Origin of the sequence: Pseudomonas sp. TH08, assembly GCF_016651275.1 — a bacterium.
Classification (GTDB): domain Bacteria; phylum Pseudomonadota; class Gammaproteobacteria; order Pseudomonadales; family Pseudomonadaceae; genus Aquipseudomonas.
This window is the reverse complement of record NZ_JAEKEE010000002.1, coordinates 490,639-516,460: the sequence shown is the minus strand read 5'-3', so window position 1 is coordinate 516,460 and position 25,822 is coordinate 490,639. Positions and strand designations below refer to the sequence as shown.

The window sequence follows — 25,822 nt, the reverse complement described above, 5'->3', positions numbered from 1 at the left end:
TAGGTGCAGATTGGCATCGCGTGATGCGAATCAATTGCATTGGCTATAACTAGACGTACCTGCTTCGGCTATCGAGTAAAAATAATTCTCATTTAGTTCAAGATCACCAGCGCGGGGAATTCCTGCAAGCGCGCGGAGGTGATGTGGGCAAGGGAGCGGACCACGTCGAGCGGTTGATCGAGGCGGTAATTGCCGGTCACGGCGACGTCGGCCAATTGCTCGTTGTTGTTGATGATCCAGCCCGGATAGTAGCGGCGCAGTTCGGCCAGCACCTGGTTCAGCGGGCAGTTCTCGAACACCAGTCGGCCCTGTACCCAGGCCAGATCGGTGGCGGCATCGAGTTTGGCCGGGCGGTCGAAACCGTTAGGGCCGATGCGAATGCTTTCCCCCGCCGACAAGCGCACGTGGCTATCGTTGTGCGTCGCGCGCAAATCGACATCGCCGCGTTGCACGTTGACCTGCGCCACGCCATCGAGATAACGCACGGCGAACGCGGTGTCGCGCACGCTGGCCTTGACCGGGCCGGCATCGATTTCCAGCGGTTGATTGCGGCTGCCAGCCACTTCGAAAAAAGCTTCGCCCTGATACAGCCGCGCGACGCGCTGTTGATCGTTGATGGTGCTGGAGAATGCGGAGTTGGTGTTGAGCAGGACTTTCGAGCCGTCCTCCAGTTGCAGGCGCTGGCGCTCACCGACCACGGTCAGATGATCGGCCTGAAGGCGCATCGGCAAATTACTGAAACTGAACAGACCGAGAACCAGCACCGCCGCGGTGGCCAGCGGTTTCCAGTGCGGGCGCAAGCGTTGGAGGAAGGTGACTTTCGCCGGTTTCAACGCAAGGCTTTGCGCGCACTGGGCGACTTGCGGGCCGTCCCAGATCGCCTGCGCCTTGGCGAACGCCTCGGCATTCAAGGGATCAGCCGCCAGCCAGGCATGGAACTGCCGGGTCTGTTCCTCGTCCGGGCTGCCGAGCACGATGAGCCAGTCCAGCGCCTGGTCCATTGCGTTTGCAGCGTCCTGCGCCGAGTCTGGCGAAGGCGAGCGGTGGGTGTCCGTCACGGTGTTTCCTCGGCGGTGTCTGCGCACGGCTGTTTTTTTAAGTGAAGCGTAAAAGTCGGGCAAGGGTAACAAAGCCCAATGATCAGTGCAGTCGATCCTGATGTGTGCCGGATCGTTCAGTCGCCATTCAGGCGTTCGGCAACGCCAATGCAAATGGACATGATCAGTTTCAATTCTTTCTGCACGGTGCTGAGGGAAACGCTCAGTTCATCGGCGATTTCCTGATAGCTGTGCCCGTGCAGGCGGCTGAGGATGAAAATCTGCTGCTGACGGGCGCTGAGTTCACTGAGGCTCACGTTCAAGCGCTCCAGCATCTGTTCGGCGTGGGCGGCGTCTTCGGCGCTGCTGGCGGGGGCGGCAATGCTGTGCACGACATCCTGCGGGACGTCATCGACCATCGTCCGTGAATGAATCTTGCGCGCACGCAAATGGTCCAGGGCCAGATTGCGCGCGGTCTGGAAAACAAAGGGTTCAAGATGATCGATGGCCCGCTCGCTCAACGCCCGCGTCACACGCAGGTAGGTTTCCTGCAGCAGGTCTTCAGCGGTGCTGTGATTGTTGACCATCCGTTCCAGCGTGCGCAGGAGCGAGGTGCGCTGGGTGAGGAAGACGTGGTTGAAGCGCGATTGACTCACGGGGGAACCTGATCCATTTCGAGCGAATGATAATGCTTATCATCTGCCCGTATGGTCAAGCCTTGATTTTGAATTGAAATCGAAAACCTGTGGGAGCGAGCCTGCTCGCGAAAGCGCTGTATAAGCCAACATGAATGTTGAATGACAGATCGTATTCGCGAGCAGGCTCGCTCCCACTGGGATTGGGAATTTATTCTGCGTTACACAGCGCCAGGCAGTTATCCAGCATGCGGTTGGAGAAGCCCCATTCGTTGTCGTACCAAGCCAGTACTTTCAGCAATTTGCCGCTGGATTTGGTGTGGTTGGCGTCGAAGATCGACGACAGCGGGTTGTGGTTGAAGTCGCTGGAAACCAGCGGCAACGTGTTGTAACCCAAAATTTTCGAATGCTGGCTCGCAGCCTTGAGCAGAGCGTTGACCTCATCCGCCGAGGCTTCGCGCTTGAGTTGCACGGTCAGATCGACCAGCGACACATTGATCACCGGCACCCGCACGGCCATGCCGGTCAGTTTGCCCGCCAGCTCCGGCAGCACCAGGCCCACCGCTTCGGCGGCGCCGGTCTTGCTCGGGATCATGTTCTGCGTGGCCGAACGCGCGCGGTACGGGTCGGTGTGGTAGACGTCGGTCAGGTTCTGGTCGTTGGTGTAAGCATGAATCGTGGTCATCAGACCGCTTTCGATTCCCAGCTCGCGGTGCAGCACCTGCGCCACCGGCGCCAGGCAGTTGGTGGTGCACGAAGCGTTGGAGATGATCTGATGCGACTGGCGCAAAATGTCATGGTTCACACCATAAACGACGGTGGCGTCGGCGCCTTTGGCCGGTGCCGAGATGATTACTTTGCGTGCGCCGGCAGTAATATGCGCAGCGGCTTTGGCACGGTCGGTAAAGAGACCGGTGCATTCGAATACCACGTCGATTTTTTCCGCAGCCCATGGCAACTCGGCCGGGTTGCGGATAGCGCTGACGGCAATGCGGTCGCCGTTGACTGTCAGGCTTTCGTTGTCATGCTCGACCTGTGCGTCGAACGTGCCGTGAACGGTGTCGTATTTGAGCAGATGAGCGTTGATCGAGCTGTCGCCCAAATCGTTGATGGCGACGATCTGCAAATCCTGACGATAGCCTTGGGTATACAGTGCGCGTAGGACATTACGGCCGATGCGGCCAAAACCATTGATTGCGATTCGTAGAGTCATGGAACAGCGCCGCCGTCGTTTTGTTGTTGGAATTACAAGATTATTCGCATAAAAATAGAAAACAAGCCTTTTTAGTGGCAATATTTTGTTTTATCTACAACGAGTGACCTGAATCAACTGGTCCGAATGGTCAAAAAAACCGTCTGTCATTCCAACGACAACGGCGTTTGATCAGCATAGACAATCAGGTCGCCACATCCGTTAGCCTGGAGTTCTACACATGCATCCCCGCGTTCTTGAGGTCACCGAACGGCTTATCGCCCGCAGCCGCGCCACGCGTCAGGCTTACCTTGCACTGATTCGCGGCGCCGCGACGGATGGCCCGATGCGCGGCAAGCTGCAATGCGCCAACTTCGCCCACGGCGTGGCCGGCTGCGGCAGCGAAGACAAGCACAGCCTGCGGATGATGAACTCGGCGAACATCGCCATTGTTTCTTCATATAACGACATGCTCTCGGCGCATCAGCCGTACGAAGTGTTTCCCGAGCAAATCAAGAATGCCCTGCGCGAAATCGGCTCGGTCGGCCAGTTCGCTGGCGGCACTCCGGCGATGTGCGACGGCGTGACCCAGGGCGAGCCAGGCATGGAGCTGAGCCTGCCGAGCCGCGAAGTGATCGCCATGTCGACCGCTGTGGCGCTGTCGCACAACATGTTCGATGGCGCGCTGATGCTCGGCATCTGCGACAAAATCGTGCCGGGCCTGATGATGGGCTCGCTGCGCTTCGGTCATCTGCCGACGATCTTCGTACCGGGCGGGCCGATGGTCTCGGGGATTTCCAACAAGGAAAAAGCCGACGTGCGGCAGAAATACGCCGAAGGCAAGGCAACCCGCGAAGAGCTGCTGGAATCGGAGATGAAGTCCTACCACAGCCCGGGCACCTGCACGTTCTACGGCACTGCCAACACCAACCAGTTACTGATGGAAGTCATGGGCCTGCACTTGCCGGGCGCCTCTTTCGTCAACCCGAACACGCCGCTGCGTGATGCGCTGACCCGCGAAGCCGCGCATCAAGTGACGCGCCTGACCAAGCAGAACGGCAACTTCATGCCAATCGGCGAAATCGTCGACGAGAAGTCGCTGGTCAACTCGATCGTCGCGCTGCACGCCACCGGTGGCTCGACCAACCACACCCTGCACATGCCGGCCATCGCCATGGCTGCGGGCATTCAACTGACCTGGCAGGACATGGCCGACCTCTCTGAAGTCGTGCCAACCCTGAGCCACGTTTATCCGAATGGCAAAGCTGACATCAACCACTTCCAGGCCGCGGGCGGCATGTCGTTCCTGATCCGCGAACTGCTCGCTGCAGGCCTGCTGCACGAAGACGTCAATACTGTCCTGGGCCACGGCTTGAGCAAATACACCAAAGAGCCATTCCTCGATAACGGTGAATTGGTCTGGCGCGAAGGCCCGGTCGACAGCCTCGACGAAAACATCCTGCGTCCAGTCGCTCGCGCGTTCTCCACGGAGGGCGGTTTGCGCGTGATGGAGGGCAACCTCGGTCGCGGTGTGATGAAAGTTTCTGCCGTGGCGCTGGAAAACCAGATCGTCGAAGCGCCGGCGATGGTGTTCCAGGATCAACAGGATCTGGCCGATGCGTTCAAGGCTGGCCTGCTGGAAAAAGATTTTGTCGCGGTGATGCGCTTCCAGGGCCCGCGCTCCAACGGTATGCCCGAGTTGCACAAGATGACGCCGTTCCTTGGCGTGCTGCAGGATCGCGGCTTCAAAGTCGCGCTGGTGACTGACGGGCGCATGTCCGGCGCTTCGGGGAAAATTCCGGCGGCGATCCACGTCAGCCCGGAAGCTTATGTCGGCGGTGCTTTGGCGCGCGTGCAAGAGGGCGATATCATCCGCGTCGATGGCGTCAAAGGCACCTTGGAGCTTAAGGTGGACGCCGACGAATTTGCTGCGCGCGAACCCGCCAAAGGCCTGTTGGGCAACAACATCGGCAGCGGGCGCGAGCTGTTTGGTTTCATGCGTTTGGCCTTCAGCTCGGCGGAGCAGGGCGCCAGCGCCTTCACTTCTGCCCTGGAGACGCTTAATTGAAACTGGCTTTGGTCGGTGATATCGGAGGCACCAACGCGCGGTTCGCGTTGTGGAAAAACCAACAACTGGAATCGGTTGAGGTCTTGGCTACCGCCGACCACGCCAGCCCGGAAGAGGCGATCAGCCTCTATCTGAGCGGGCTCGGCCTGGCGCCGGGTTCGATCGGTTCGGTGTGCCTGTCGGTGGCAGGTCCGGTCAGCGGCGATGAATTCAGGTTCACCAACAACCACTGGCGGCTGAGTCGCAAGGCGTTCTGCCAGGCCTTGCAGGTCGAGCAGTTGTTGCTGGTCAATGACTTCTCGGCGATGGCGCTGGGCATGACCCGATTGCAGCCTGACGAGTTTCGTGTGGTTTGCGAGGGCACGCCGGAGCCGTTGCGTCCTGCTGTGGTGATTGGGCCTGGCACTGGCCTTGGCGTCGGCACGTTGCTCGATTTGGGCGAAGGCCGGTTTGCCGCGTTGCCGGGCGAGGGCGGTCACGTCGATCTGCCGCTGAGCAGCCCGCGTGAAACACAGCTGTGGCAGCACATCCACAACGAGATCGGCCATGTCAGCGCGGAAACGGCGTTGAGCGGTGGTGGATTGCCGCGTGTTTACCGGGCGATCTGCGCGGTGGATGGTCACGAACCCAAGCTTGATACGCCGGAAGCCATCACGGCTGCGGGCCTCGCGGGCGACCCGATTGCGCTGGAAGTGCTGGAACAGTTCTGCTGCTGGCTCGGGCGTGTGGCCGGTAACAACGTACTGACTACTGGCGGTCGCGGCGGTGTGTACATCGTGGGTGGGGTGATTCCACGGTTTGCCGATTTCTTCCTCGAAAGTGGTTTCGCCCGCAGCTTTGCTGACAAGGGTTGCATGAGCGATTATTTCAAAGGCATTCCTGTGTGGCTGGTGACAGCGCCGTATTCCGGGCTGATGGGTGCCGGAGTAGCCTTGGAGCAATCAATCCCGGCCTGAAATGCAATCAAACTGTAGGAGTGAGCCCTTGTGGTGAGGGGATAAATCCCCTCACCACAGGTTTTGCTCCCGCAGTGGTTTTGTGGTGTTTGTAAAATCAGTGCTTAAGGCATAATCCGCCCCAATTCCAACAACAAGGATGCCTTCGAAGTGAGCTCAGTCAACAAGTCGATATTGTTGGTCGATGACGACCAGGAAATACGCGAGTTGCTGGAAACCTACCTGACCCGCGCCGGGTTTCAGGTGCGGGCCACCGCCGATGGCGCCAGTTTCCGCCAGGCACTCAATGAGGCGCCGAGCGATCTGGTGATCCTCGACGTCATGCTGCCCGACGAAGATGGCTTCAGCCTCTGCCGTTGGGTGCGTCAGCATCCGCGTCAGGCGCAGGTGCCGATCATCATGCTCACCGCCAGTTCCGACGAAGCCGATCGCGTGATCGGTCTGGAACTCGGTGCCGACGACTACCTCGGCAAACCCTTCAGCCCCCGCGAACTGCAAGCGCGCATCAAAGCCCTGCTGCGCCGTGCGCAATTTGGCCAGGAACGCAGTGGCAGTGAGGTGCTGGCGTTCGACGAGTGGCGGCTCGACATGGTCAGCCATCGACTGTTCCACACCGATGGCGAGGAAGTGATCCTGTCCGGCGCCGACTTCGCCCTGCTGAAACTGTTCCTCGATCACCCGCAGGAAATTCTCGACCGCGACACCATCGGCAACGCTACCCGTGGCCGCGATCTGATGCCGCTCGATCGCATCGTCGACATGGCGGTCAGTCGCTTGCGCCAACGCCTGCGCGACACGGAAAAACCGCCACGGCTGATCCGCACCGTGCGCGGTAGCGGTTACCAACTGGCAGCCAACGTGGTTGCCGGCAATGGTCACTGAGTCGCTGCGTAAACTTGCCGCCAAGGTGCCGGTGCCGCGCTCGCTGCTCGGGCGGATGCTCCTGCTGACCTTGCTCGCGGTGTTGTTCGCACAGACGTTATCCAGCGTGATCTGGGTGTCGCAACTGCGCGCCACCCAGCTCGAAGGACTGGTCACCAGCGCCCGCAGCCTTGCCCATTCGATGACCGCCAGCGTCAGCTATTTCCGCTCGCTGCCGGTGGCCTATCGGCCGTTGGTGCTCGACCAGTTGCGCAGCATGGGCGGCACCCGCTTCGTGGTGACGCTCAATGACAAACCGCTGGGCATGGACGTGCTACCGGTCACGCCGCGTAAAGCGGCGGTGATGAAAGCGGTGGATGAAGTCCTGCGCCAGACCCTGGGCAATGACACCGATATTTCGGTGACATTTGTCAGCCCCGAGGACCTGCGGATTTTCAACGCCGGGTTGAAACTTGATGAACTGCCGCGTTCCTGGGCGCATTACGCCTTGACCCTTGAGCCGGTGAACCCGCCGGTACTGGTCACGCAGATTCAAATGGCGCCGGGCGAATGGCTGTACATCGCCTCGCTGTTGCCCGAGCCGTACACCAGCCTGGAAGAACAAGGGCTGCCGTCGCAACAGGTGTGGTTCATCGTCCTCACCAGCGGCTTTTTGCTGCTGTTCATCGGCCTGCTGGTGCACTGGCAGAGTCGGCCGCTCAAGCGTCTGGCGCGTGCCGCGCGGGATATGTCGCTGGGCGCCGACGTCGAGCCGGTGGCTGAGGGCGGCGGCAGCGAAGTGGTGGAAGTGGGCCGCGCGTTCAACAGCATGCGCGAACGCATCAGCCGTTACCTGACCGAACGCAGCCAATTGTTCAGCGCGATTTCCCATGACCTGCGCACGCCGATCACGCGTTTGCGCTTGCGCGTCGAGTTGCTTGAGGACGAGGCGTTGCAAGCGAAGTTCGGCCGTGATCTGGATGAGCTGGAGCTGCTGGTCAAAGGCGCGCTGCAATGCGTGAAAGACACCGATATCCACGAGAACATCGAACCGGTGGATCTCAACCATGTGCTCGATTGTCTGGTCGAGCCGTATCTGGCGCCCAACGGCAATGGTCGCGTGACCCAGCACGGGCGTGCGCTGGCGGCGTATTCGGGCAAGCCTTTGGCGTTGAAGCGTTGCATTGGCAACCTGATCGACAACGCACTGAAGTATGGGCAGAACGCGCATTTGCATATCGATGACGATGAGAGTGCGTTTGTCCTGCACGTCGACGATGAAGGGCCGGGGGTGCCGGAGCAGCGGCTGGAGCAGGTGTTCGAGCCGCACTTTCGCTTGGCGGGGCAGCAGCAGGGGTATGGCCTCGGTTTGGGAATTGCGCGCAACATTGCCCATAGCCATGGGGGTGAGGTGACGTTGCAGAATCTGCGTGAGGGTGGCTTGCGCGTGACCCTGCAATTGCCGCGCAGTGCTGATTGACACCCATCATTGTGGCGAGGGAGCTTGCTCCCGCTGGACTGCGCAGCAGGCCTTATTTTTGAGTGCCGCTTCGCGCCACAGCGGGAGCAAGCTCCCTCGCCACAGATCTCACTCTAGATCTATCAATGTCACAGGCTTGTGACAAACCCCGCCCCCTTCGTTACAAGCCCACCGCGGCCCGTTGTTTAGACTCCCCGCAGTCATAACAACAAAAAAGGCCACCCATGGATCTTTTCCACCCAGGCTTCAGCAGTTGGCTGAACGCCCCTGCCCACCAGCAATGGCTCGCCGCCGAAGGCCTGCGCCTGCTGGAATTCGCCAAGGCGTCCAAACTGCCCGAAGGCTTCGGCAACCTCGACGAACGCGGCCGTTTGCCGGCGAACGCACGTGCCGAAACCATGAACACCGCGCGCATGACCCACAGCTTCGCCATGGCCCATATTCAAGGCTTGCCGGGTTTCGCCGAACTGGTTGATCACGGCATTGCCGCCCTGCGCGGGCCATTGCGTGATGCGCTGCACGGCGGCTGGTTCGCCGTCGCCGAACACCGCGATGACAACACTGGCAAAAACGCCTATCTGCATGCTTTCGTCGCCCTGGCCGCCAGTTCGGCCGTGGTCGCCAAACGCCCCGGCGCACAGGTATTGCTGGATGACGCCATCGACATCATCGACACCTGTTTCTGGAGCGAAGAAGAGGGCGCCATGCGCGAATTCTTCAACCGCGACTGGAGCGAAGAAGAAGCCTATCGCGGCGCCAACAGCAACATGCACGCGACCGAGGCATTCCTCGCGCTGGCCGATGTCACCGACGACACGCGCTGGCTGGTGCGTGCGCAACGTATCGTCGAGCGGGTGATTCACGGTCACGCTGCCGCCAACGGTTACATGGTCATCGAGCATTTCGATCGCGACTGGCAACCGCTGCGCGAATACAACCATGACAATCCCGCCGACGGTTTCCGTCCTTACGGCACCACCCCAGGCCATGGTTTCGAGTGGGCGCGGCTGTTGCTGCACCTCGAAGCGGCGCGGGTGCAGGCGGGTATGCTCACGCCGGGTTGGCTCGCCACCGACGCGCAAAAACTCTTCGAGAACAACTGCCGCAACGGCTGGGACGTCGATGGTTTGCCGGGCATCGTTTATACCCTCGACTGGAGCAACAAAGCCGTCGTCCGCCATCGCCTGCACTGGACGCACGCCGAAGCCAGCGCTGCTGCCAGCGCCCTGCTCAAACGCACTGGCGATGAGCAATACGAAACCTGGTACCGGCTGTTCTGGGAATTCTGCGAGGTGAATTTCATCGACCGCTGCGATGGCAGTTGGCACCACGAACTCAATCCGCAAAACACCCCAAGCGCCGATATCTGGGCGGGCAAACCCGATCTGTATCACGCCTGGCAAGCCGTGCTGATCCCTCGTCTACCCTTGTCACCGAGTATGGCGACTGCTTTGGCGCAGTTGTCCCAGAGCAGTCCTGTGTAACCATGTGGTGACATTCGCGCGTCCCTTCGTTACCTGCGAAGGGAATCGCCCTGTTTAAACTCCTGTGCAGCGCAAGCACCAGACTTGCATGCATAACAACAAGAAAGGTACATCTCAGATGAATGCGATTTCTCGCCTCGCTACTGTCATTTCTGTCGCCTCCCTGTTCCCGCTCGCAATTCTGCCTCTCAGTGTTTCCGCTGCCGAATCCAAAGGTTCGGTCGAAGTCGTGCACTGGTGGACGTCCGGTGGCGAAAAAGCTGCCGTTGATGTGCTCAAGGCCCAAGTCGAAAAAGACGGTTTCACCTGGAAAGACGGCGCTGTCGCCGGTGGTGGCGGTGCGACTGCCATGACCGTGCTGAAAAGCCGTGCCGTTGCCGGTAACCCGCCTGGCGTTGCCCAGATCAAGGGGCCGGACATTCAGGAATGGGCGTCGACCGGTTTGCTCGACACCGACGTCTTGAAAGACGTTGCCAAAGAAGAGAAGTGGGACAGCCTGCTCGACAAGAAAGTCTCCGATACCGTGAAGTACGACGGTGATTACGTGGCCGTGCCGGTGAACATTCACCGTGTGAACTGGCTGTGGATCAACCCGGAAGTCTTCAAGAAAGCCGGTATCACCAAGAACCCGACCACCCTCGAAGAATTCTATGCTGCGGGCGACAAGCTGAAAGCCGCGGGCTTCATTCCGCTGGCCCACGGCGGTCAGCCTTGGCAGGACAGCACCGTGTTCGAAGCCGTGGTGCTTTCGGTCATGGGTGTCGATGGTTACAAGAAAGCCCTGGTTGATCTGGACAACGGCGCGCTGACCGGTCCGGAAATGGTCAAGGCGTTGACCGAGCTGAAGAAAGTCGCGACCTACATGGACGTCGACGGCAAAGGCCAGGACTGGAACCTGGAAGCAGCCAAAGTCATCAACGGCAAGGCCGGCATGCAGATCATGGGTGACTGGGCCAAGTCCGAATGGACCGCTGCCAAGAAAGTCGCCGGCAAGGATTACGAGTGCGTAGCGTTCCCGGGCACCGACAAGGCGTTCACCTACAACATCGACTCGCTGGCGGTGTTCAAGCAGAAAGACGCTGGTACTGCGGCCGGTCAGAAGGACATCGCCAAAGTTGTATTGGGTGAAAACTTCCAGAAAGTCTTCAGCATCAACAAAGGCTCGATCCCGGTTCGCAACGACATGTTGAACAACATGGAGAAGCTCGGCTTCGACTCCTGCGCACAAACCGCTGCCAAGGACTTCCTGGCGGACGCCAAATCCGGCGGTTTGCAGCCGAGCATGGCGCACAACATGGCGACCACGCTGGCCGTGCAAGGCGCGTTCTTTGATGTCGTGACCAACTACATCAACGACCCGAAAGCCGACCCGGCCGACACCGCCAAGAAACTCGGCGCAGCGATCAAGTCCGCCAAGTAATGCTTGGACCTGTAGGAGTGAGCTTTTGTGGTGAGGGGATTTATCCCCGTTGGGTTGCGCAGCGACCCCAGAAAGTTGCAGCGGCGCAGTTTCAGAAACACCGCATGCAATGGTTTTGCGACTGCTTCGCAGCCGAACGGGGATAAATCCCCTCGCCACAGGGCTCACTCCTACAGGGAAATGCCCTTGTCATCTTTATTCTGGATTTCCCCATGAGTTCTGTTGCTGTGTTCAGCAAGGCCTCGCCGTTCGATGCATTGCAGCGCTGGCTACCCAAACTGGTGCTGGCGCCGAGCATGTTCATCGTGCTGGTGGGCTTCTATGGCTACATCCTGTGGACGTTCGTGCTGTCGTTCACCACCTCGACGTTCCTGCCCAACTACAAATGGGCCGGTCTGGCGCAATACGCACGGTTGTTCGACAACGATCGCTGGTGGGTTGCGAGCAAGAACCTCGCGGTGTTCGGTGGCATGTTCATCGGCATCACGCTGGTGATTGGTGTGCTGCTGGCGGTGTTCCTCGACCAGCGTATCCGTCGCGAAGGCTTTATCCGCACCATTTACCTGTACCCGATGGCGCTCTCGATGATCGTCACCGGTACCGCATGGAAATGGCTGCTCAACCCGGGCATGGGCCTGGACAAATTGTTGCGTGACTGGGGCTGGGAAGGCTTCCGTCTCGACTGGCTGATCGACCCTGATCGCGTGGTTTATTGCCTGGTGATCGCCGCTGTCTGGCAAGCCTCTGGCTTCATCATGGCAATGTTCCTTGCCGGCCTGCGTGGCGTTGATCAATCGATCATCCGCGCTGCGCAGATCGATGGCGCGAGCATGCCGATGATCTACTGGAAAGTGGTGCTGCCAAGCCTGCGTCCGGTGTTCTTCAGTGCGGTAATGATTTTGGCGCACATCGCGATCAAGAGCTTCGACCTGGTCGCGGCGATGACCGCCGGTGGTCCGGGTTATTCCTCCGACCTGCCAGCGATGTTCATGTATTCCTTCACCTTCAGTCGCGGCCAGATGGGCATGGGCTCGGCCAGTGCGATTCTGATGCTCGGTGCGATCCTCGCGATCATCGTGCCTTACCTGTATTCCGAGCTGAGGACCAAGCGCAATGACTAGTCTCGCTGCCAAACCTGCTATCAGCCTGAGTCGCATCGCGATCTACGCGGTGCTGATCCTCGCCGTACTGCTTTATCTGGTGCCGCTGGTGGTCATGTTGCTGACCAGCTTCAAAACCCCGGAAGACATCAGCACCGGCAACCTGCTGAGCTGGCCAACCGTGGTCAGCGGCATCGGCTGGGTCAAGGCCTGGGCCACGGTTGACGGTTACTTCTGGAACTCGATCAAGATCACCGTTCCGGCCGTGATCATCTCCACCGCCATCGGCGCGTTGAACGGTTATGTGCTGTCGTTCTGGCGCTTCCGTGGTTCGCAGCTGTTCTTCGGTCTGCTGTTGTTCGGCTGCTTCCTGCCGTTCCAGACCGTGCTGCTGCCGGCCTCGTTCACCCTCGGCAAAATGGGCCTGGCGAGCACCACCACCGGCCTGGTGTTTATCCACGTGGTGTACGGTCTGGCGTTTACTACGCTGTTCTTCCGTAACTACTACGTGAGCATCCCGGATGCGCTGGTGAAAGCCGCACGCCTTGATGGCGCGGGTTTCTTCACGATTTTCCGGCGGATCATTCTGCCGATGTCGACGCCGATCATCATGGTCTGCCTGATCTGGCAGTTCACCCAGATCTGGAACGACTTCCTGTTCGGTGTGGTGTTCTCCAGCGGTGATTCGCAACCGATCACGGTGGCGCTGAACAACCTGGTCAACACCAGCACCGGCGCCAAGGAATACAACGTTGATATGGCAGCGGCGATGATCGCCGGCCTGCCGACCCTGCTGGTCTATGTGGTCGCAGGCAAGTATTTCGTGCGCGGGCTGACGGCCGGCGCAGTCAAGGGGTAATCATGGCAACGCTCGAACTTCGCAACGTAAACAAGACCTACGGTGCCGGCCTGCCGGACACCCTGAAGAACATCGAACTGTCGATCAAGGAAGGCGAATTCCTGATCCTCGTCGGCCCGTCGGGCTGCGGCAAATCAACATTGATGAACTGCATTGCCGGTCTGGAAACCATCACTGGCGGCGCGATCATGATCGGTGACCAGGACGTCAGCGGCATGAGCCCGAAAGATCGCGACATCGCCATGGTGTTCCAGTCCTACGCGCTGTACCCGACCATGAGCGTGCGCGAGAACATCGAGTTCGGTCTGAAGATTCGCAAAATGGCCCAGTCGGCGATCGACGAAGAAGTCGCGCGTGTCGCCAAGCTGCTGCAGATCGAACATTTGCTGAACCGTAAACCGGGTCAGCTCTCCGGTGGTCAGCAACAGCGCGTGGCCATGGGCCGTGCCTTGGCGCGTCGTCCGAAGATCTATCTGTTCGACGAACCGCTGTCCAACCTCGACGCCAAGCTGCGCGTCGAGATGCGTACCGAAATGAAACTGATGCACCAGCGCCTGAAAACCACCACGGTCTACGTGACCCACGACCAGATCGAAGCGATGACCCTGGGCGACAAAGTGGCGGTGATGAAGGACGGCATCATTCAGCAGTTCGGTACGCCGAAGGAGATCTACAACGACCCGGCCAACCTGTTCGTGGCGAGCTTCATCGGTTCGCCGCCGATGAACTTCATTCCGCTGCGTCTGCAACGCAAGGACGGTCGTCTGCTGGCGCTGCTCGACAGCGGTCAGGCGCGTTGTGAACTGCCGATGAGCATGCAGGACGCCGGGCTTGAAGATCGCGAAGTGATCCTCGGTCTGCGCCCGGAGCAGATCGTTCTGTCGAACGGCGAGGGCAATGGCCTGCCAAGCATTCGTGCCGAAGTGCAGGTCACCGAGCCGACCGGCCCGGACACGCTGGTGTTCGTCAATCTGAATGAAACCAAAGTCTGCTGCCGTCTGGCGCCGGACGTGGCACCGCAGGTGGGCGAGAGCCTGACGCTGCAATTCGATCCGTCGAAAGTGTTGTTGTTTGATGCCAATACCGGTGAGCGCCTCGGCACTGCCGGCCAACCACAGACCGATGCGCGGTCTGCGAACGTGGCGCAATTCAAAGGCCGCTGAAAAACAAATGTGGGAGCGGGCTTTTGTGGCGAGGGGATTTATCCCCGTTGGGTCGCGTAGCGGCCCCATAAAAGCGGGGTCTGCTGCGCAGCCCGACGGGGATAAATCCCCTCGCCACAGGGCTCGCTCCCACAAAGGAGCACGCGGTGGATGGTTTGTCATTCGTCGCAATTTATGTAAACCGCGTTAGATAAAAACAGTTAATAACAATAAAGACGAGGATGTAGGGATGAAAAAGAAACACGTCAATGCCCGGTTGATCTGCCAAATGTCAGCTGCGGCAGCATTGGTGCTGGCCGGCAATGCAATGGCTGCGGATGCTTTCAGCTCCGACTCCAAGTGGATGACCGGTGACTGGGGCGGTGAGCGGACCAAGCTGATCGAGCAGGGTATCGACATCAAGGCCGACTACGTTGGGGAAGTCGGTGGCAACCTGCACGGTGGCTACAACGACGACAAGACCGCGCGTTACGCCGACCAGTTTGGTCTGGGCGTGGCACTCGATCTGCAAAAGCTGTGGGGCTGGGATAATACCCAGGCGAAGATCCAGTTGACCAACCGTAACGGCTACAACATCTCCAACGATCGCGTTGGCGATCCGCGTGCCGGCACCTTGAGTTCGTCGCAAGAAGTGTATGGCCGTGGCCACATGGTGCGTCTGACCCAGTTGTGGATTCAGCACCAGTTCTTCGACAACAAGCTCGACGTCAAGGCCGGTTACTTCGGCGAAGGCGAAGACTTCAACACCTTCCCGTGCGATTTCCAGAACCTGGCGTTCTGCGGTTCGCAAGTGGGTAACTGGGCGACCAACATCTGGTACAACTGGCCGGTTAGCCAAGCCGCGATTCGCGTGAAGTACAACATCAACGACGAGTTGTACGCGCAGATTGGTGCGTACAACCAGAACCCGTCGCAGTTGGAACACGGCAACGGCTTCAAACTCAGCGGCAGCGGCACCGCCGGTACTGTTCTGCCGGTCGAATTGGTCTGGTCGCCGAAGGTCAACAGCCTGCCGGGCGAATACCGTGTCGGTTACTACAAGAGCACCGCTGATGCCAGCGACGTTCGTGAAGACGTCAACGGGTTCGACGCTGCTACCACTGGCGACGCCTACAAAACCCACAGCAGCAAACACGGCTACTGGTTCGTCGCGCAACAGCAACTCACCAGCCACAACGGTGATGCTTCGCGCGGTCTGAACATCGCGGCGAACGCCACGTTCCACGACAAAGACACCAACTTCATCGACAACTACCAGTCGGTGATGTTTGTCTACAAAGGCCCATTCGACGCGCGTCCAAAGGATGACGTCGGTATCGGCGCGGCGCGTATCCACGTCAACGACGACGTGAAGAAAAACGCCGAGTTGCTTAACGTTTCCAACGGCGTGTCGGACTACGACAACCCGGTGTTCTCGCCGATTCGTGAAACCGAATACAACTACGAGATCAACTACGGCTTCCACGTCACCAACTGGCTGACCGTACGTCCTAACCTGCAATACATCACTCACCCGGGCGGTGTGGATGCAGTGGACAACGCATTGGTCGCTGGCCTGAAAATTCAGTCGGTGTTCTAACGCGTCTGCGATAAGCTCCTCTCTATGTGCGCATATTTGCGGACAGCCAAGGCTGTCCGCTTTTTTTGCAACACAGGTCGATGCAATCAAAGGTAATGCCTCTGTGGCGAGGGAGCTTGCTCCCGCTCGGCTGCGCAGCAGTCGTAAGAGCTGCTGATGAGGTTTAACTGACACACCGTAGTGAATGATTCAGGGGCCGCTTCGCAGCCCAGCGGGAGCAAGCTCCCTCGCCACAAGAACAATGTGGATTGATAAGTACCCCCATGATTTTCAGGACCGTGGCAAATGCATGAGCATCCGCTACAACGCTTCTTCAAATCCCTGCGCGAACAACCGGTGTTCGCCTGGGAGCGCTATCAGATGCGCGACGTGTTGGTGATCGATCATCCGCTGTGTCAGGCGGTGTTCAGTCGTCAGGGTGCGCAGTTGCTGCACTTTCAGCCGCGCGGGCAAAAGCCGTGGTTGTGGTGTGCGGCGAAGTGGCCGCATGTCGGCGCGATTCGTGGCGGCGTGCCGGTTTGCTGGCCGTGGTATGGCCGTCATCCCAGCGAAAACGCGTGGCCGTCGCATGGCTGGGCACGATTGCTCGACTGGAAGTTGCTCGACAGCAGCAGCGCCGATGACGGCGTGCGCCTGCATTGGCAATTGCAGCTGTGCGACTGGCAGGTCGACCTGCACGCACACTTGGGTGAACGCATGGAATTACGCCTGAGCACCGAGCATCAGGACGACATGCCGTGCCAGTTGAGCCAGGCTTTGCATGCTTACTGGCGTATTGGCGATGTCGGTGAGATAGCGCTGTCTGGGCTCGAGGGTGCGCAGGGTTACGACCAGTTGAACCGCCAGATTTGCCAGCAGGAAGGCGAGTTGCGGGTTGATGGCGGTTGTCAGCGAGTGTTTCAGCATGACGGCGAATTACAGCTCAAGGATCACGCATGGCAGCGCGAGTTGTGCATCGATACCGGTGACAGTGCCGACACGGTGGTCTGGCATCCGGGCTCGCGGCCGCTGTTGGGCGTGACGTGGGATGAGATTTCGGAGTTTGTCTGCGTGGAAGCGGCGGCGGGCGGGACGGACAGCTTGCACCTGGCGCCGGGGGAGAAGGCACATCTGAGCTTGCAGGCGTGGGCTGCGGCTTAGTTGTGTGGTGTCGCTGCTGGCCCTATCGCGAGCAGGCTCACTCCTACATTTGAAATGCGTTCCCCTGTAGGAGTGAGCCTGCTCGCGATGGCGGTTGATCAGTCGCCGAGATCCTGGATCAGTTGAACTCGTCACCCACCGGATACCGGCTGGCGTTCAAGCTCTCTTTGATCTTGCGCAGATGCGGCTGGAAATCCACCCCGCGACGCAGGGTCATCCCCGTCGCCAGCACATCCAGCACCGTCAACTGAATGATCCGCGAAGTCATCGGCATATAGATGTCGGTGTCTTCCGGCAGCGGAATATTCAGGCTCAAGGTACTGGCCTTGGCCAGCGGCGAGTTCTCCGCCGTCAAACCCAACACCGAAGCGCCGTTCTCGCGAGCAATGCGCGCAACCTCGACCAGCTCACGGGTGCGGCCGGTGTAGGAAATGATCACGAACAGTTCACCGGTGTGCGCTACCGAAGCAATCATCCGCTGCATCAACACATCGGCGTGCGCCGTGACCGCAAGGTTGAAGCGGAAGAATTTGTGCTGCGCATCCAGCGCCACCGGTGCAGAAGCGCCGAGGCCGAAGAAGTGGATCTGCCGCGCCTGAATCAACAGGTCGACGGCGCGGCTGATCAGGTTCGGGTCCAGCGCCTGGCAAGCACTGTCCAGGGATGCGATGGCGCTGCCGAAAATCTTTTGCGTGTACGCCTCGGGATTGTCATCGGCTTCCACCGCACGGCTGACATACGCCGCGCCGCTGGCCAGGCTCTGCGCCAGTTGCAGCTTGAGCTCGGGATAACCGCTGACACCGAATGAACGGCAGAAACGATTGACCGTCGGTTCGCTCACCGACGCAGCCTGGGCGAGGGCAGCGATGCTGAAGCGGGTGGCCTGCTGCGGGTTGAGCAGGATCACCTCGGCGACTTTGCGTTCGGCCTTGTTCAGGTCTTCAAGGCGACTCTGGATCTGTTCCAGTAAATTTCGCACGCGGTCCATATGGAATTCCTAATTCACCTGCGCAAAGTTGCGCCGGGCTATGCAAATTGGGCCTTTGATATGGCCCGTAACGGTGGCCTATCCTACTGATGGCTCCGACCGACCACCACTCGGAATCTGTATTTTGCGAAAATGTTGTGGTTATTACTACATTTTCCCTTGAGTGATGCCTTGAAAAAAGGTATTTGTAGCTTAACTTGATAAAAGAACAAACATCATGCCTTCGATTACGGTTGAACCGTGCACCTTTGCCTTGTTCGGCGCTCTTGGCGATCTGGCCCTGCGCAAACTGTTTCCTGCCCTTTATCACCTCGATGGCGCTGACTTGTTGCATGAGGACACGCGCATCATCGCGTTGGCCCGTGAAGCAGGCAGCGAGCAGCAGCACATGGCGTTCATCGCCGCCGAATTGCGCCGCTACGTCGGCAAAGAGCTGGACGAAGCCGTCGCCGAGCGGTTTCTCGCTCGCCTGACCTACCTGCACGTCGACTTCCTCAAGGCAGAAGACTATGTCGCGCTGGCCGAACTGGCTGGCAGCACGCAACGCATGATTGCCTACTTCGCCACGCCGGCAGCCGTTTACGGCGCGATTTGCGAGAACCTGGCGAAAGTCGGTCTGGCGGAAAATACCCGCGTGGTCCTCGAAAAGCCGATCGGCTCCGATCTGGAGTCCTCGCGCAAGGTCAACGACGCCGTGGCGCAGTTCTTCCCGGAGAACCGTACCTACCGCATCGACCATTATCTGGGCAAAGAAACCGTTCAGAACCTGATTGCCCTGCGTTTCGCCAACAGCCTGTTCGAAACCCAGTGGAACCAGAATTACATCTCCCACGTGGAAATCACCGTGGCCGAGAAGGTTGGCATCGAAGGCCGCTGGGGTTACTTCGACAAGGCAGGCCAACTGCGTGACATGATCCAGAATCACCTGTTGCAGTTGCTTTGCCTGATCGCCATGGACCCGCCGGCCGACTTGTCCGCCGACAGCATCCGTGACGAGAAAGTAAAAGTGCTCAAGGCGCTGGCACCGATCAGCCCGGAAGGCCTGACCACGCAGGTTGTGCGCGGTCAGTACATCGCCGGTTACAGCGAAGGCAAATCGGTACCGGGCTACCTCGAAGAACCGAATTCCAACACCCAGAGCGACACCGAAACCTTCGTCGCCCTGCGTGCCGATATCCGCAACTGGCGCTGGGCCGGCGTACCGTTTTACCTGCGCACCGGCAAGCGCATGCCGCAGAAACTGTCGCAGATCGTCATCCACTTCAAAGAACCGTCGCACTACATCTTCGCCCCGGAGCAGCGCCTGCAGATCAGCAACAAACTGATCATCCGCCTGCAACCGGACGAAGGTATTTCGCTGCGCGTGATGACCAAAGAGCAGGGCCTGGACAAAGGCATGCAACTGCGCAGCGGCCCGCTGCAACTGAATTTCTCCGACACCTGGCGTAGCGCGCGGATCCCCGATGCCTACGAGCGGTTGTTGCTGGAAGTGATGAACGGCAATCAGAACCTGTTTGTCCGTAAAGATGAAATCGAAGCCGCGTGGAAATGGTGTGACCAGCTGATCGCCGGATGGAAAAAATCCGGTGACGCGCCCAAGCCGTATGCGGCCGGGTCGTGGGGGCCGATGAGCTCCATTGCATTGATCACGCGGGACGGGAGGTCGTGGTATGGCGATATCTGAAGTGAAACTGCCCGCGGGCGTGAACGCTCACGAATTCAAGAGCCCGGTGCTGTTGGCCGAAGGTCTGGCGCTGAATGTGGCCAAGCAACTGAGTGATGCCATCGCAGCACGCGGCAACGCCGTGCTGGTGGTGTCTGGCGGTCGTAGCCCGGTCGCGTTTTTCCAGCACCTGGCCAAGCAGGAACTGGACTGGTCGAAGGTCGTTGTGACCCTTGCCGACGAGCGCTGGGTGCCGGTTGAACACGCCGACAGCAATGCTGGTTTGCTCAAGCAGTACCTGCTCAAAGGCCCGGCAGCGAAGGCGCAGTTCCTCAGCCTCTACAGTGCTGCGGCGAACGTCGAGCAAGCCGCTGAAAACGCCGACCGCTTGCTCGCCGAGCTGCCGCCGATCGATGTACTGGTACTGGGCATGGGTGATGACGGTCACACCGCGTCGCTGTTTCCTGGCAGCCCGAATCTGACTGAAGCACTGCAAGTCGACGGCACCCGCCGTTGCTGGCCGATGCTGGCGCCGAGCGTGCCGCGTCAGCGCCTGACCATGAGCCGTGCGCTGCTCGCTTCGGCCAGGCACAAGATTCTGTCGATTTCCGGTCAATCGAAACTGACCACACTGAATGCCGCACTGGCATCCGACGTCGCTGCCATGCCGGTGCGCGCGTTTCTGCAACCTACGTTAGAGATTTACTGGTGCCCATGAGCCAAGGAACAGCCGCTATGACAATCCCATCCCCGACCGTTTCCATGGCGGACAAAGTTGCCCTGATTGACAGCCTCTGCGCCAAGGCGCGGATCCTGCCGGTAATCACCATCGCCCGTGAACAGGACGTGCTGCCGCTGGCCGACGCCCTGGCCGCCGGTGGCCTGACCGCGCTGGAAGTGACCCTGCGCTCGCAGTTCGGCCTCAAGGCCATCCAGATCCTGCGTGAGCAACGTCCGGAGCTGATGACCGGCGCCGGCACCGTATTGGATCGCAACATGCTCGCGGCGGCTGAAGCAGCGGGTTCGCAATTCATCGTCACCCCGGGCATCACCCGTGATCTGCTCGAAGCCAGCGTCGACAGCCCGATTCCGCTGTTGCCAGGCATCAGCAACGCCTCCGGCATCATGGAAGGCTACGGTCTGGGTTATCGCCGCTTCAAACTGTTCCCGGCTGAAGTCAGCGGTGGCGTAGCAGCGATCAAAGCCCTTGGCGGCCCGTTCGGTGAAGTGAAATTCTGCCCGACTGGCGGCGTCGGCCCGGCCAATATCAAGAGCTACATGGCGCTGAAAAACGTCATGTGCGTGGGCGGTAGCTGGATGCTGGATCCTGAGTGGATCAAGAACGGCGACTGGGCGCGTATTCAAGAATGCACTGCCGAGGCGTTGGCGCTGCTGGACTGATGCTGCCGGACTGATTGTTACCAAACACTTCGTTGTGTGTTCTACGGCTTTACGGTGCGCTTGGTCGGTGCACCGTTTTTTTTTGCCCGCAGAAAATCCAGCATCAAAAGATCGCAACCTTCGGCAGCGCCTAAAGGGGAATGGCAGGTTTTTCTGTAGGAGCTGTCGAGTGAAACGAGGCTGCGATCTTTTGATCTTTTTAAAAAGATCGCAACCTTCGGCAGCGCCTACAAAAGCACGTTACGACGCGATACATAGTTACCGCACACAGGTTTTTGCGTAGCGCTAATCTGCGTTCATCTTATGGAAGAGAGAACGCGTCATGGATCGAGACTCTGCAACAGCCTCACCGAACCCCGTGTATCAGTTGGCCCCCGAACAAATCGCCGGGCCGTATTTCCGTAACCCGCAACTATTGCGCCGCAACATCAGTGAAGGTGCAGATGGTCTGCCACTGCTGTTGCGCCTGAGCATTGTCGATGCCATGACCGGTGAGCCGGTGAGCGGCGCGCTGGTGGATATCTGGCATTGCAACGCGCGAGGCGCGTATTCGGGCTGGAGCCGCATCAACCCGGACCTTGAAGTCGAATCCGACGCCATCGGTTCAATCCCGCGTACCGACGATGACACCTACCTGCGCGGAAGCCAGTTCTGCGATAAAAAAGGCAAGGTGCGTTTCACCACGATCTATCCGGGCTTCTATGCCGGCCGCGCACTGCACATTCATGTGGCGGTGCGCATGGTGACCGGCAGCGAATATCTTGAAGAGCGCAACGTCGCTTGGGTCGGCCAGTTGTACTTTCCCGAGGTCGTCTCGCGCTCGGTGCTCAATGCCAAAGCCTATCGCGGGCGATCCTCGGCGGCGCTGAACAATGTCGAGGACAGTATCTACGCTGGCATGGGCGGCGAAGCTTCGACCCTGGCCGTGTGGCCGATCGGCCGCGACACCTATGAAGACGGCTTCTTCGGACACCTGACCATCGGCATCGACACCTTCGCGGTGTCGTCGCAGATCAAGCCCGAGGACTTCGACAAATACACCGTCTAGGCCAACTAACGCAGTTCGTTCAGCGCGCGGGTGAGCAATTGCATTTCACCCGCGGTGGTGGTCAGCCCCGGCGTTATCCGGATGCACGGCCCGCACGCGGCACCGGTGCGCACCACGGTGAACAGATTGAAGTCGTTGAGCAAACGCTCGGCCATCGCCTGTTGATCGTCATGGCGAGTGAAACGCAGCGCCGTGATCCCGCAATAAAGGCGCGGATCGTCCGGCGTCAGCACCTCGATGCCCGGCAAATGACGGACGGCGCTGACCCACAGGTTACGCAGGTAATTCAGGCGCGCACCCTTGGCCGCGGCACCGCCGAGTGAGCGATGCTCCTCGAAGACCAACGGCAACGTCATCAGCGCCGGGATGTTGGGTGTGCTGTAAGAGGTGCGGGCGCGGATGTCGTTGATGGGGTAATGCATCTCGCCCATGTCCGGGTCGATATCGCCAAGACGCTGCGGGGCGATATAGAGGAAGCCAAGTGTCAGCGGGGCGCCGATCCATTTGTGCAGGTTGTACCCGGCGAAGGCGATGCCGAGTGCTTCGAAGTCGAACTCGATCTGCCCGAGGGCGTGGGCACCATCAAGGATGATGTCGACCCCGTGCTCCTTGGCCAGCGCGGCAATCGCCTGTACCGGCATCACCAGACCCGTGCGATGGGTGACGTGCGTCAGGGCCATCAGTTTCAATTTCGGGTGACGGATGAACGTTTCACGGTAGGCGTCCAGCAGGCTGTCGAAGCTCGCCGGATGCGCATGGGCGATTTCAATGACTTCAACGCCGCGATGCTTGGCCAGCCAGCGCATGGCACCCTTGACCGTGTCGTACTCAAGGTCGCAGATCAGCACCTGATCGCCCGGCTCCAGGCGGTTGTAATTGCGGATCAGCGATTGCAAGCCCTCGGTGGCATTGCGCGTGAAAGCGACACTCTGTGCGCGCACGCCGATCAGCTCGGCCAGTTGTGCACGGATGTCGAGATTGTCGTGTTGCTCGAAGCGCTGGCGCACATATACCGAGTTGCTGGTGTTGATCAGCTCTACGTTACGTTGGTACTCCTCGATCACCGTGCGCGACATGCGCCCGAAATAACCGTTTTCCAGGTTCACGGGGCCGGGTTGAACGTCGTAACGGTCGGCGAACGTTTGCCAAAAGGCTTCGTCACGGGCGCGGCGGGTGTTATCGGGCATGGCGGCTGGCTCTAAAGAGGAGGGCGCTTCAGTGGCGCGGGGCGGGTTTGCCATGTTTGGCGCGCAGCGGTTCGAGCAAGTCAGACAAGCCGTTGTGGTCGATCTCCTGCATCAGCGCAAGCAGGCCGCCGAGTTCGCCGTGAGGAAAACCCTCGCGGGCAAACCAGTTCAGGTAAGGCCCCGGCAGGTCGGCGATGATCCGGCCCTTGTATTTGCCGAAAGGCATTTCGCGGGTGATCAGCAGTTCGAGTTTTTCGGGATTCATCAGTGAGATCGTCTGGCTTCAAATCAGAGTGGAAAATACAGGCATTCTGCATGCAGGCCAAATGACAGATCATGCAAATAACCGCAATACAGATAGTTCATTTAACTTTAAGTGATTGATAAATAACGATTTAAATCTTTCTGCAAAGCTGGCACGCACACTGCAATATCCCTTGCATCTTCCACCGATCGCAAGGAATTGAAAAATGACCGACATGAATAAAGAAGCCATCTCTGTACTCAATGACCTGATTGAAACCTGCAAGGACGGTCAGGAAGGGTTCAAGACTTGCGCCGAAGACATCAAGCATCCAGAACTGAAAACCCTGTTTGTCACTCGCTCTGCCGATTGCGCGACCGCAGCTGCTGAACTGCAAGCGGCCGTACGTTCGATGGGTGGCGATCCGGAAACTTCCACCAGCGTCAGCGGTGACCTGCACCGTCGCTGGGTCGACGTCAAAGCCATGTTCACCGGCAAAGACGAAGAGGCTGTGCTGAACGAAGCCGAGCGCGGTGAAGACCATGCGCTGAAGGCTTATCGTGAAGCCATCGAGAAAATCAACAAGCACAATCTGGTCGGTATTCGTGATCTGGTTGAGCGCCAATACCATGGCGTACAACGCAACCACGACCAGGTGAAAGCCCTGCGTAACCAGGCTCGCGCTCGTTCGTAAGCGTCACTGAAAAAACTGTGGGAGCGAGCCTGCTCGCGAATGCGGTGTGTCATGCAACGATGTTGTTGACTGACACGACCCCTTCGCGAGCAGGCTCGCTCCCACTTTTTGCGTAACTGCTTAACCGATGCTGATCGCCGGCAAAGTAGGCAACGTCACGGTCTGTTGTTTACGTGGAGCCAGAATCTCGGCCTCGCCATCCACCACCAACTCATCGCGCTGGTTGAATACGCGAGTGGCAATGCGCACACGAAACTTCGGCAGTTTTTCGAGGATTTCCAGGCGCACTGTCAGCGTGTCGCCAATCTTCACCGGCTTCTGAAAGCTCATCTGCTGGCCGATATAAATAGTGCCCGGCCCAGGCATTTCGCAAGCCACTGCTGCACTGATCAGCGCACCGCTGAACATACCGTGCGCAATGCGCTCCTTGAACATACTGGCGGCGGCAAACTCGGCGTCCAGGTGCACCGGGTTGTGGTCGCCGGACATCGCGGCGAACAGCTGAATGTCGCGTTCTTCGACGGTCTTGCTGTAGCTGGCGGTCTGGCCGACTTCGAGGGCTTCGTAAGGGATGTTGGTAACCTGGGTCATCGGTCTTGATTCCTGTGACGGATTAAATGAATCCACAAAAAATTATTCGCTGCGGTGAGGGCGTTGATGGCCCAGCGCCTGGTCGATCCAGGCCAGCACATCGGCGATCACTTCGTCGCGGTTGGTTTCGTTGAACAATTCGTGCCGCGCCTGCGGGTAGATCTTCAGTTGCAGGTTCTGGCTGCCGGCCGAGCGTAATGCATTGGCCAGATCTGTCAGACGCTTGCCGTCACTCACCGGATCACATTCGCCGCCGATCACCAGCAACGGCAGGCCCGGGTCGATCTGGGCGAGATTGGACGCTTTGCTGATTTGCTGCAAGCCGCCGAGCAAGTCGATCCACAGCTGATTGGTGCAGCGAAAGCCGCACAGCGGATCGGCGGCATACTTGTCGACCTCGGCCGGATCGCGGCTCAGCCAGTCGAACGGCGTGCGCACCGGTTTGAATTTTTTGTTGAACGAGCCGAACGACAACCATTCGATCAGCGCACTGCGGCCCTTGCCGCCCTGACGCAGTTTTTCGAAGCGGGCAATCTGTCGCGCGGCGCCATACAGAGCCACCGGCTGGAAGTTCGAGCCGCTGAGAATCGCCCCCTGCAGACTGGCGCTGTGGTGCAGCAGATAACCCTGAGCGAGATAGCTGCCCATGCTGTGGCCGAGCAGGATGATGGGTACACCGGGGTGTTGCTGGCCGATGTGTTGATTGAGGCTGGCGAGGTCGCCGACCACTTTGCACCAGCCATCGTCATCGGCGAAATGCCCGAGGGTACCGTTTTCGGCAGTAATGCCATGTCCACGCAGATCCGGGGCGTACACGCCGTATCCTTTGTCGCAAAACGTGTCGGCCAATCGTGCGTATCGAGCGCTGTGTTCAGCCATGCCGTGAGCCAGCAGAACCACCGCTTTGAGCGGCGCGAGCGGCAACCAGCGATTGACGTACAGGCGGCTGCGGTCACTCGCATCCAGCCATAGGGTGTCGTGGGTCATGGCGATTCCTTTGCTCAGAGTCGGGACATTGTATAGCGCGTCTGA

At 59.3% G+C, this 25,822-nt stretch carries 24 protein-coding genes; 16 read left to right on the top strand and 8 right to left on the bottom strand.

The annotated features are described in order from the left end of the window. Window positions 1-92 precede the first annotated feature (92 nt). From JFT91_RS12060 to gap, 3 genes are all read right to left on the bottom strand, one after another. Window positions 93-1,058, bottom strand: a complete 966-nt coding sequence (locus JFT91_RS12060; protein WP_201232490.1) for a FecR domain-containing protein — start codon at window positions 1,056-1,058, stop codon at window positions 93-95. Between the two features lie 116 nt (window positions 1,059-1,174). Continuing rightward, the gene (locus JFT91_RS12055) at window positions 1,175-1,693 is read right to left on the bottom strand and encodes a sigma-70 family RNA polymerase sigma factor (RefSeq protein ID WP_201228234.1); all 519 of its coding nucleotides are present in this window, start codon (window positions 1,691-1,693) and stop codon (window positions 1,175-1,177) included. A gap of 190 nt (window positions 1,694-1,883) precedes the next feature. Continuing rightward, window positions 1,884-2,885, bottom strand: coding sequence for a type I glyceraldehyde-3-phosphate dehydrogenase (gap, locus tag JFT91_RS12050; RefSeq protein WP_201147539.1), 1,002 nt, complete (start codon window positions 2,883-2,885; stop codon window positions 1,884-1,886). A gap of 220 nt (window positions 2,886-3,105) precedes the next feature. Here gap and edd point away from each other — a divergent pair, with 220 nt between their 5' ends. From edd to JFT91_RS11995, 11 genes are all read left to right on the top strand, one after another. Continuing rightward, complete coding sequence (edd, locus tag JFT91_RS12045) at window positions 3,106-4,932, top strand: phosphogluconate dehydratase (protein ID WP_201228232.1); 1,827 nt, start codon at window positions 3,106-3,108, stop codon at window positions 4,930-4,932. After that, complete coding sequence (locus tag JFT91_RS12040) at window positions 4,929-5,888, top strand: glucokinase (protein ID WP_201232489.1); 960 nt, start codon at window positions 4,929-4,931, stop codon at window positions 5,886-5,888. The genes edd and JFT91_RS12040 overlap by 4 nt, the downstream gene beginning before the upstream one ends. A 150-nt stretch (window positions 5,889-6,038) precedes the next feature. Further along, window positions 6,039-6,770, top strand: a complete 732-nt coding sequence (locus JFT91_RS12035; protein ID WP_025112821.1) for a response regulator — start codon at window positions 6,039-6,041, stop codon at window positions 6,768-6,770. Further along, window positions 6,760-8,229, top strand: a complete 1,470-nt coding sequence (locus JFT91_RS12030) for an ATP-binding protein (RefSeq protein ID WP_201228230.1) — start codon at window positions 6,760-6,762, stop codon at window positions 8,227-8,229. The genes JFT91_RS12035 and JFT91_RS12030 overlap by 11 nt, the downstream gene beginning before the upstream one ends. Window positions 8,230-8,453: 224 nt before the next feature. Then, window positions 8,454-9,713, top strand: coding sequence for a D-mannose isomerase (locus JFT91_RS12025; RefSeq protein WP_201232488.1), 1,260 nt, complete (start codon window positions 8,454-8,456; stop codon window positions 9,711-9,713). Window positions 9,714-9,831: 118 nt separating this feature from the next. After that, window positions 9,832-11,133, top strand: a complete 1,302-nt coding sequence (locus JFT91_RS12020; RefSeq protein WP_201232487.1) for an ABC transporter substrate-binding protein — start codon at window positions 9,832-9,834, stop codon at window positions 11,131-11,133. A gap of 212 nt (window positions 11,134-11,345) precedes the next feature. Then, window positions 11,346-12,254 carry a carbohydrate ABC transporter permease gene (locus tag JFT91_RS12015; RefSeq protein ID WP_008082808.1) on the top strand — a complete coding sequence of 303 codons (909 nt, stop codon included), beginning with the start codon at window positions 11,346-11,348 and terminating at the stop codon, window positions 12,252-12,254. Continuing rightward, window positions 12,247-13,092 carry a carbohydrate ABC transporter permease gene (locus tag JFT91_RS12010; protein WP_007917872.1) on the top strand — a complete coding sequence of 282 codons (846 nt, stop codon included), beginning with the start codon at window positions 12,247-12,249 and terminating at the stop codon, window positions 13,090-13,092. The genes JFT91_RS12015 and JFT91_RS12010 overlap by 8 nt, the downstream gene beginning before the upstream one ends. Window positions 13,093-13,094: 2 nt before the next feature. Continuing rightward, window positions 13,095-14,255, top strand: coding sequence for an ABC transporter ATP-binding protein (locus JFT91_RS12005; RefSeq protein ID WP_201228226.1), 1,161 nt, complete (start codon window positions 13,095-13,097; stop codon window positions 14,253-14,255). A 229-nt stretch (window positions 14,256-14,484) separates the two neighbouring features. Then, window positions 14,485-15,834 carry a carbohydrate porin gene (locus tag JFT91_RS12000; protein WP_201232486.1) on the top strand — a complete coding sequence of 450 codons (1,350 nt, stop codon included), beginning with the start codon at window positions 14,485-14,487 and terminating at the stop codon, window positions 15,832-15,834. A 285-nt stretch (window positions 15,835-16,119) separates the two neighbouring features. Beyond that, window positions 16,120-16,974: a D-hexose-6-phosphate mutarotase gene (locus JFT91_RS11995; RefSeq protein WP_201232485.1), complete on the top strand. Its 855-nt coding sequence runs from the start codon at window positions 16,120-16,122 to the stop codon at window positions 16,972-16,974. Window positions 16,975-17,092: 118 nt separating this feature from the next. Here the strand turns inward: JFT91_RS11995 and JFT91_RS11990 are convergent, their stop codons facing one another. Further along, complete coding sequence (locus JFT91_RS11990) at window positions 17,093-17,953, bottom strand: MurR/RpiR family transcriptional regulator (protein ID WP_171057240.1); 861 nt, start codon at window positions 17,951-17,953, stop codon at window positions 17,093-17,095. 226 nt (window positions 17,954-18,179) lie between these two features. Between JFT91_RS11990 and zwf the strand changes: the two genes are divergently transcribed. The 4 genes from zwf to JFT91_RS11970 all read left to right on the top strand — a co-directional run bounded on the left by zwf (window position 18,180) and on the right by JFT91_RS11970 (window position 22,074). Further along, on the top strand, window positions 18,180-19,646 hold the full coding sequence (gene zwf / locus JFT91_RS11985; RefSeq protein ID WP_201147531.1) for a glucose-6-phosphate dehydrogenase: 1,467 nt from the start codon (window positions 18,180-18,182) through the stop codon (window positions 19,644-19,646). After that, window positions 19,633-20,343 (top strand): 6-phosphogluconolactonase, encoded by a 711-nt coding sequence (gene pgl / locus JFT91_RS11980; RefSeq protein ID WP_201228222.1) that lies wholly within the window; start codon window positions 19,633-19,635, stop codon window positions 20,341-20,343. Before zwf ends, pgl begins: the two co-directional genes overlap by 14 nt. A gap of 17 nt (window positions 20,344-20,360) precedes the next feature. Beyond that, window positions 20,361-21,026, top strand: coding sequence for a bifunctional 4-hydroxy-2-oxoglutarate aldolase/2-dehydro-3-deoxy-phosphogluconate aldolase (locus tag JFT91_RS11975; protein ID WP_201228221.1), 666 nt, complete (start codon window positions 20,361-20,363; stop codon window positions 21,024-21,026). A gap of 322 nt (window positions 21,027-21,348) precedes the next feature. Beyond that, complete coding sequence (locus tag JFT91_RS11970) at window positions 21,349-22,074, top strand: intradiol ring-cleavage dioxygenase (protein ID WP_201206091.1); 726 nt, start codon at window positions 21,349-21,351, stop codon at window positions 22,072-22,074. A 5-nt stretch (window positions 22,075-22,079) separates the two neighbouring features. Here JFT91_RS11970 and JFT91_RS11965 read toward each other — a convergent pair whose 3' ends face one another. Together JFT91_RS11965 and JFT91_RS11960 are read right to left on the bottom strand one after the other, a co-directional pair. Then, window positions 22,080-23,261 (bottom strand): aminotransferase class V-fold PLP-dependent enzyme, encoded by a 1,182-nt coding sequence (locus tag JFT91_RS11965; protein WP_201232484.1) that lies wholly within the window; start codon window positions 23,259-23,261, stop codon window positions 22,080-22,082. 28 nt (window positions 23,262-23,289) lie between these two features. Beyond that, window positions 23,290-23,526 (bottom strand): DUF3820 family protein, encoded by a 237-nt coding sequence (locus JFT91_RS11960; protein ID WP_003227425.1) that lies wholly within the window; start codon window positions 23,524-23,526, stop codon window positions 23,290-23,292. 205 nt (window positions 23,527-23,731) lie between these two features. On the opposite strand from JFT91_RS11960, the gene JFT91_RS11955 reads away from it, so the two are divergent. Beyond that, window positions 23,732-24,199, top strand: coding sequence for a ferritin-like domain-containing protein (locus JFT91_RS11955; RefSeq protein WP_201228218.1), 468 nt, complete (start codon window positions 23,732-23,734; stop codon window positions 24,197-24,199). A 120-nt stretch (window positions 24,200-24,319) separates the two neighbouring features. Here JFT91_RS11955 and JFT91_RS11950 read toward each other — a convergent pair whose 3' ends face one another. Continuing rightward, entirely contained in the window at window positions 24,320-24,790 is a 471-nt protein-coding gene (locus JFT91_RS11950) for a MaoC family dehydratase (protein ID WP_053123003.1), read from the bottom strand. A gap of 42 nt (window positions 24,791-24,832) precedes the next feature. Further along, window positions 24,833-25,777: an alpha/beta hydrolase gene (locus JFT91_RS11945; RefSeq protein ID WP_201232483.1), complete on the bottom strand. Its 945-nt coding sequence runs from the start codon at window positions 25,775-25,777 to the stop codon at window positions 24,833-24,835. Between the last annotated feature and the right edge of the window lie 45 nt (window positions 25,778-25,822).

Coding starts and splice junctions, on each gene's coding strand:
- gap (WP_201147539.1), bottom strand. CDS start 2,885: ATGACTCTACGAATCGCAATCAATGGTTTTGGCCGCATCGGCCGTAAT.
- edd (WP_201228232.1), top strand. CDS start 3,106: ATGCATCCCCGCGTTCTTGAGGTCACCGAACGGCTTATCGCCCGCAGC.
- JFT91_RS12030 (WP_201228230.1), top strand. CDS start 6,760: ATGGTCACTGAGTCGCTGCGTAAACTTGCCGCCAAGGTGCCGGTGCCG.
- JFT91_RS12025 (WP_201232488.1), top strand. CDS start 8,454: ATGGATCTTTTCCACCCAGGCTTCAGCAGTTGGCTGAACGCCCCTGCC.
- JFT91_RS12020 (WP_201232487.1), top strand. CDS start 9,832: ATGAATGCGATTTCTCGCCTCGCTACTGTCATTTCTGTCGCCTCCCTG.
- JFT91_RS12015 (WP_008082808.1), top strand. CDS start 11,346: ATGAGTTCTGTTGCTGTGTTCAGCAAGGCCTCGCCGTTCGATGCATTG.
- JFT91_RS12010 (WP_007917872.1), top strand. CDS start 12,247: ATGACTAGTCTCGCTGCCAAACCTGCTATCAGCCTGAGTCGCATCGCG.
- JFT91_RS12005 (WP_201228226.1), top strand. CDS start 13,095: ATGGCAACGCTCGAACTTCGCAACGTAAACAAGACCTACGGTGCCGGC.
- JFT91_RS12000 (WP_201232486.1), top strand. CDS start 14,485: ATGAAAAAGAAACACGTCAATGCCCGGTTGATCTGCCAAATGTCAGCT.
- JFT91_RS11995 (WP_201232485.1), top strand. CDS start 16,120: ATGCATGAGCATCCGCTACAACGCTTCTTCAAATCCCTGCGCGAACAA.
- zwf (WP_201147531.1), top strand. CDS start 18,180: ATGCCTTCGATTACGGTTGAACCGTGCACCTTTGCCTTGTTCGGCGCT.
- pgl (WP_201228222.1), top strand. CDS start 19,633: ATGGCGATATCTGAAGTGAAACTGCCCGCGGGCGTGAACGCTCACGAA.
- JFT91_RS11975 (WP_201228221.1), top strand. CDS start 20,361: ATGACAATCCCATCCCCGACCGTTTCCATGGCGGACAAAGTTGCCCTG.
- JFT91_RS11970 (WP_201206091.1), top strand. CDS start 21,349: ATGGATCGAGACTCTGCAACAGCCTCACCGAACCCCGTGTATCAGTTG.
- JFT91_RS11965 (WP_201232484.1), bottom strand. CDS start 23,261: ATGCCCGATAACACCCGCCGCGCCCGTGACGAAGCCTTTTGGCAAACG.
- JFT91_RS11960 (WP_003227425.1), bottom strand. CDS start 23,526: ATGAATCCCGAAAAACTCGAACTGCTGATCACCCGCGAAATGCCTTTC.
- JFT91_RS11955 (WP_201228218.1), top strand. CDS start 23,732: ATGACCGACATGAATAAAGAAGCCATCTCTGTACTCAATGACCTGATT.
- JFT91_RS11950 (WP_053123003.1), bottom strand. CDS start 24,790: ATGACCCAGGTTACCAACATCCCTTACGAAGCCCTCGAAGTCGGCCAG.
- JFT91_RS11945 (WP_201232483.1), bottom strand. CDS start 25,777: ATGACCCACGACACCCTATGGCTGGATGCGAGTGACCGCAGCCGCCTG.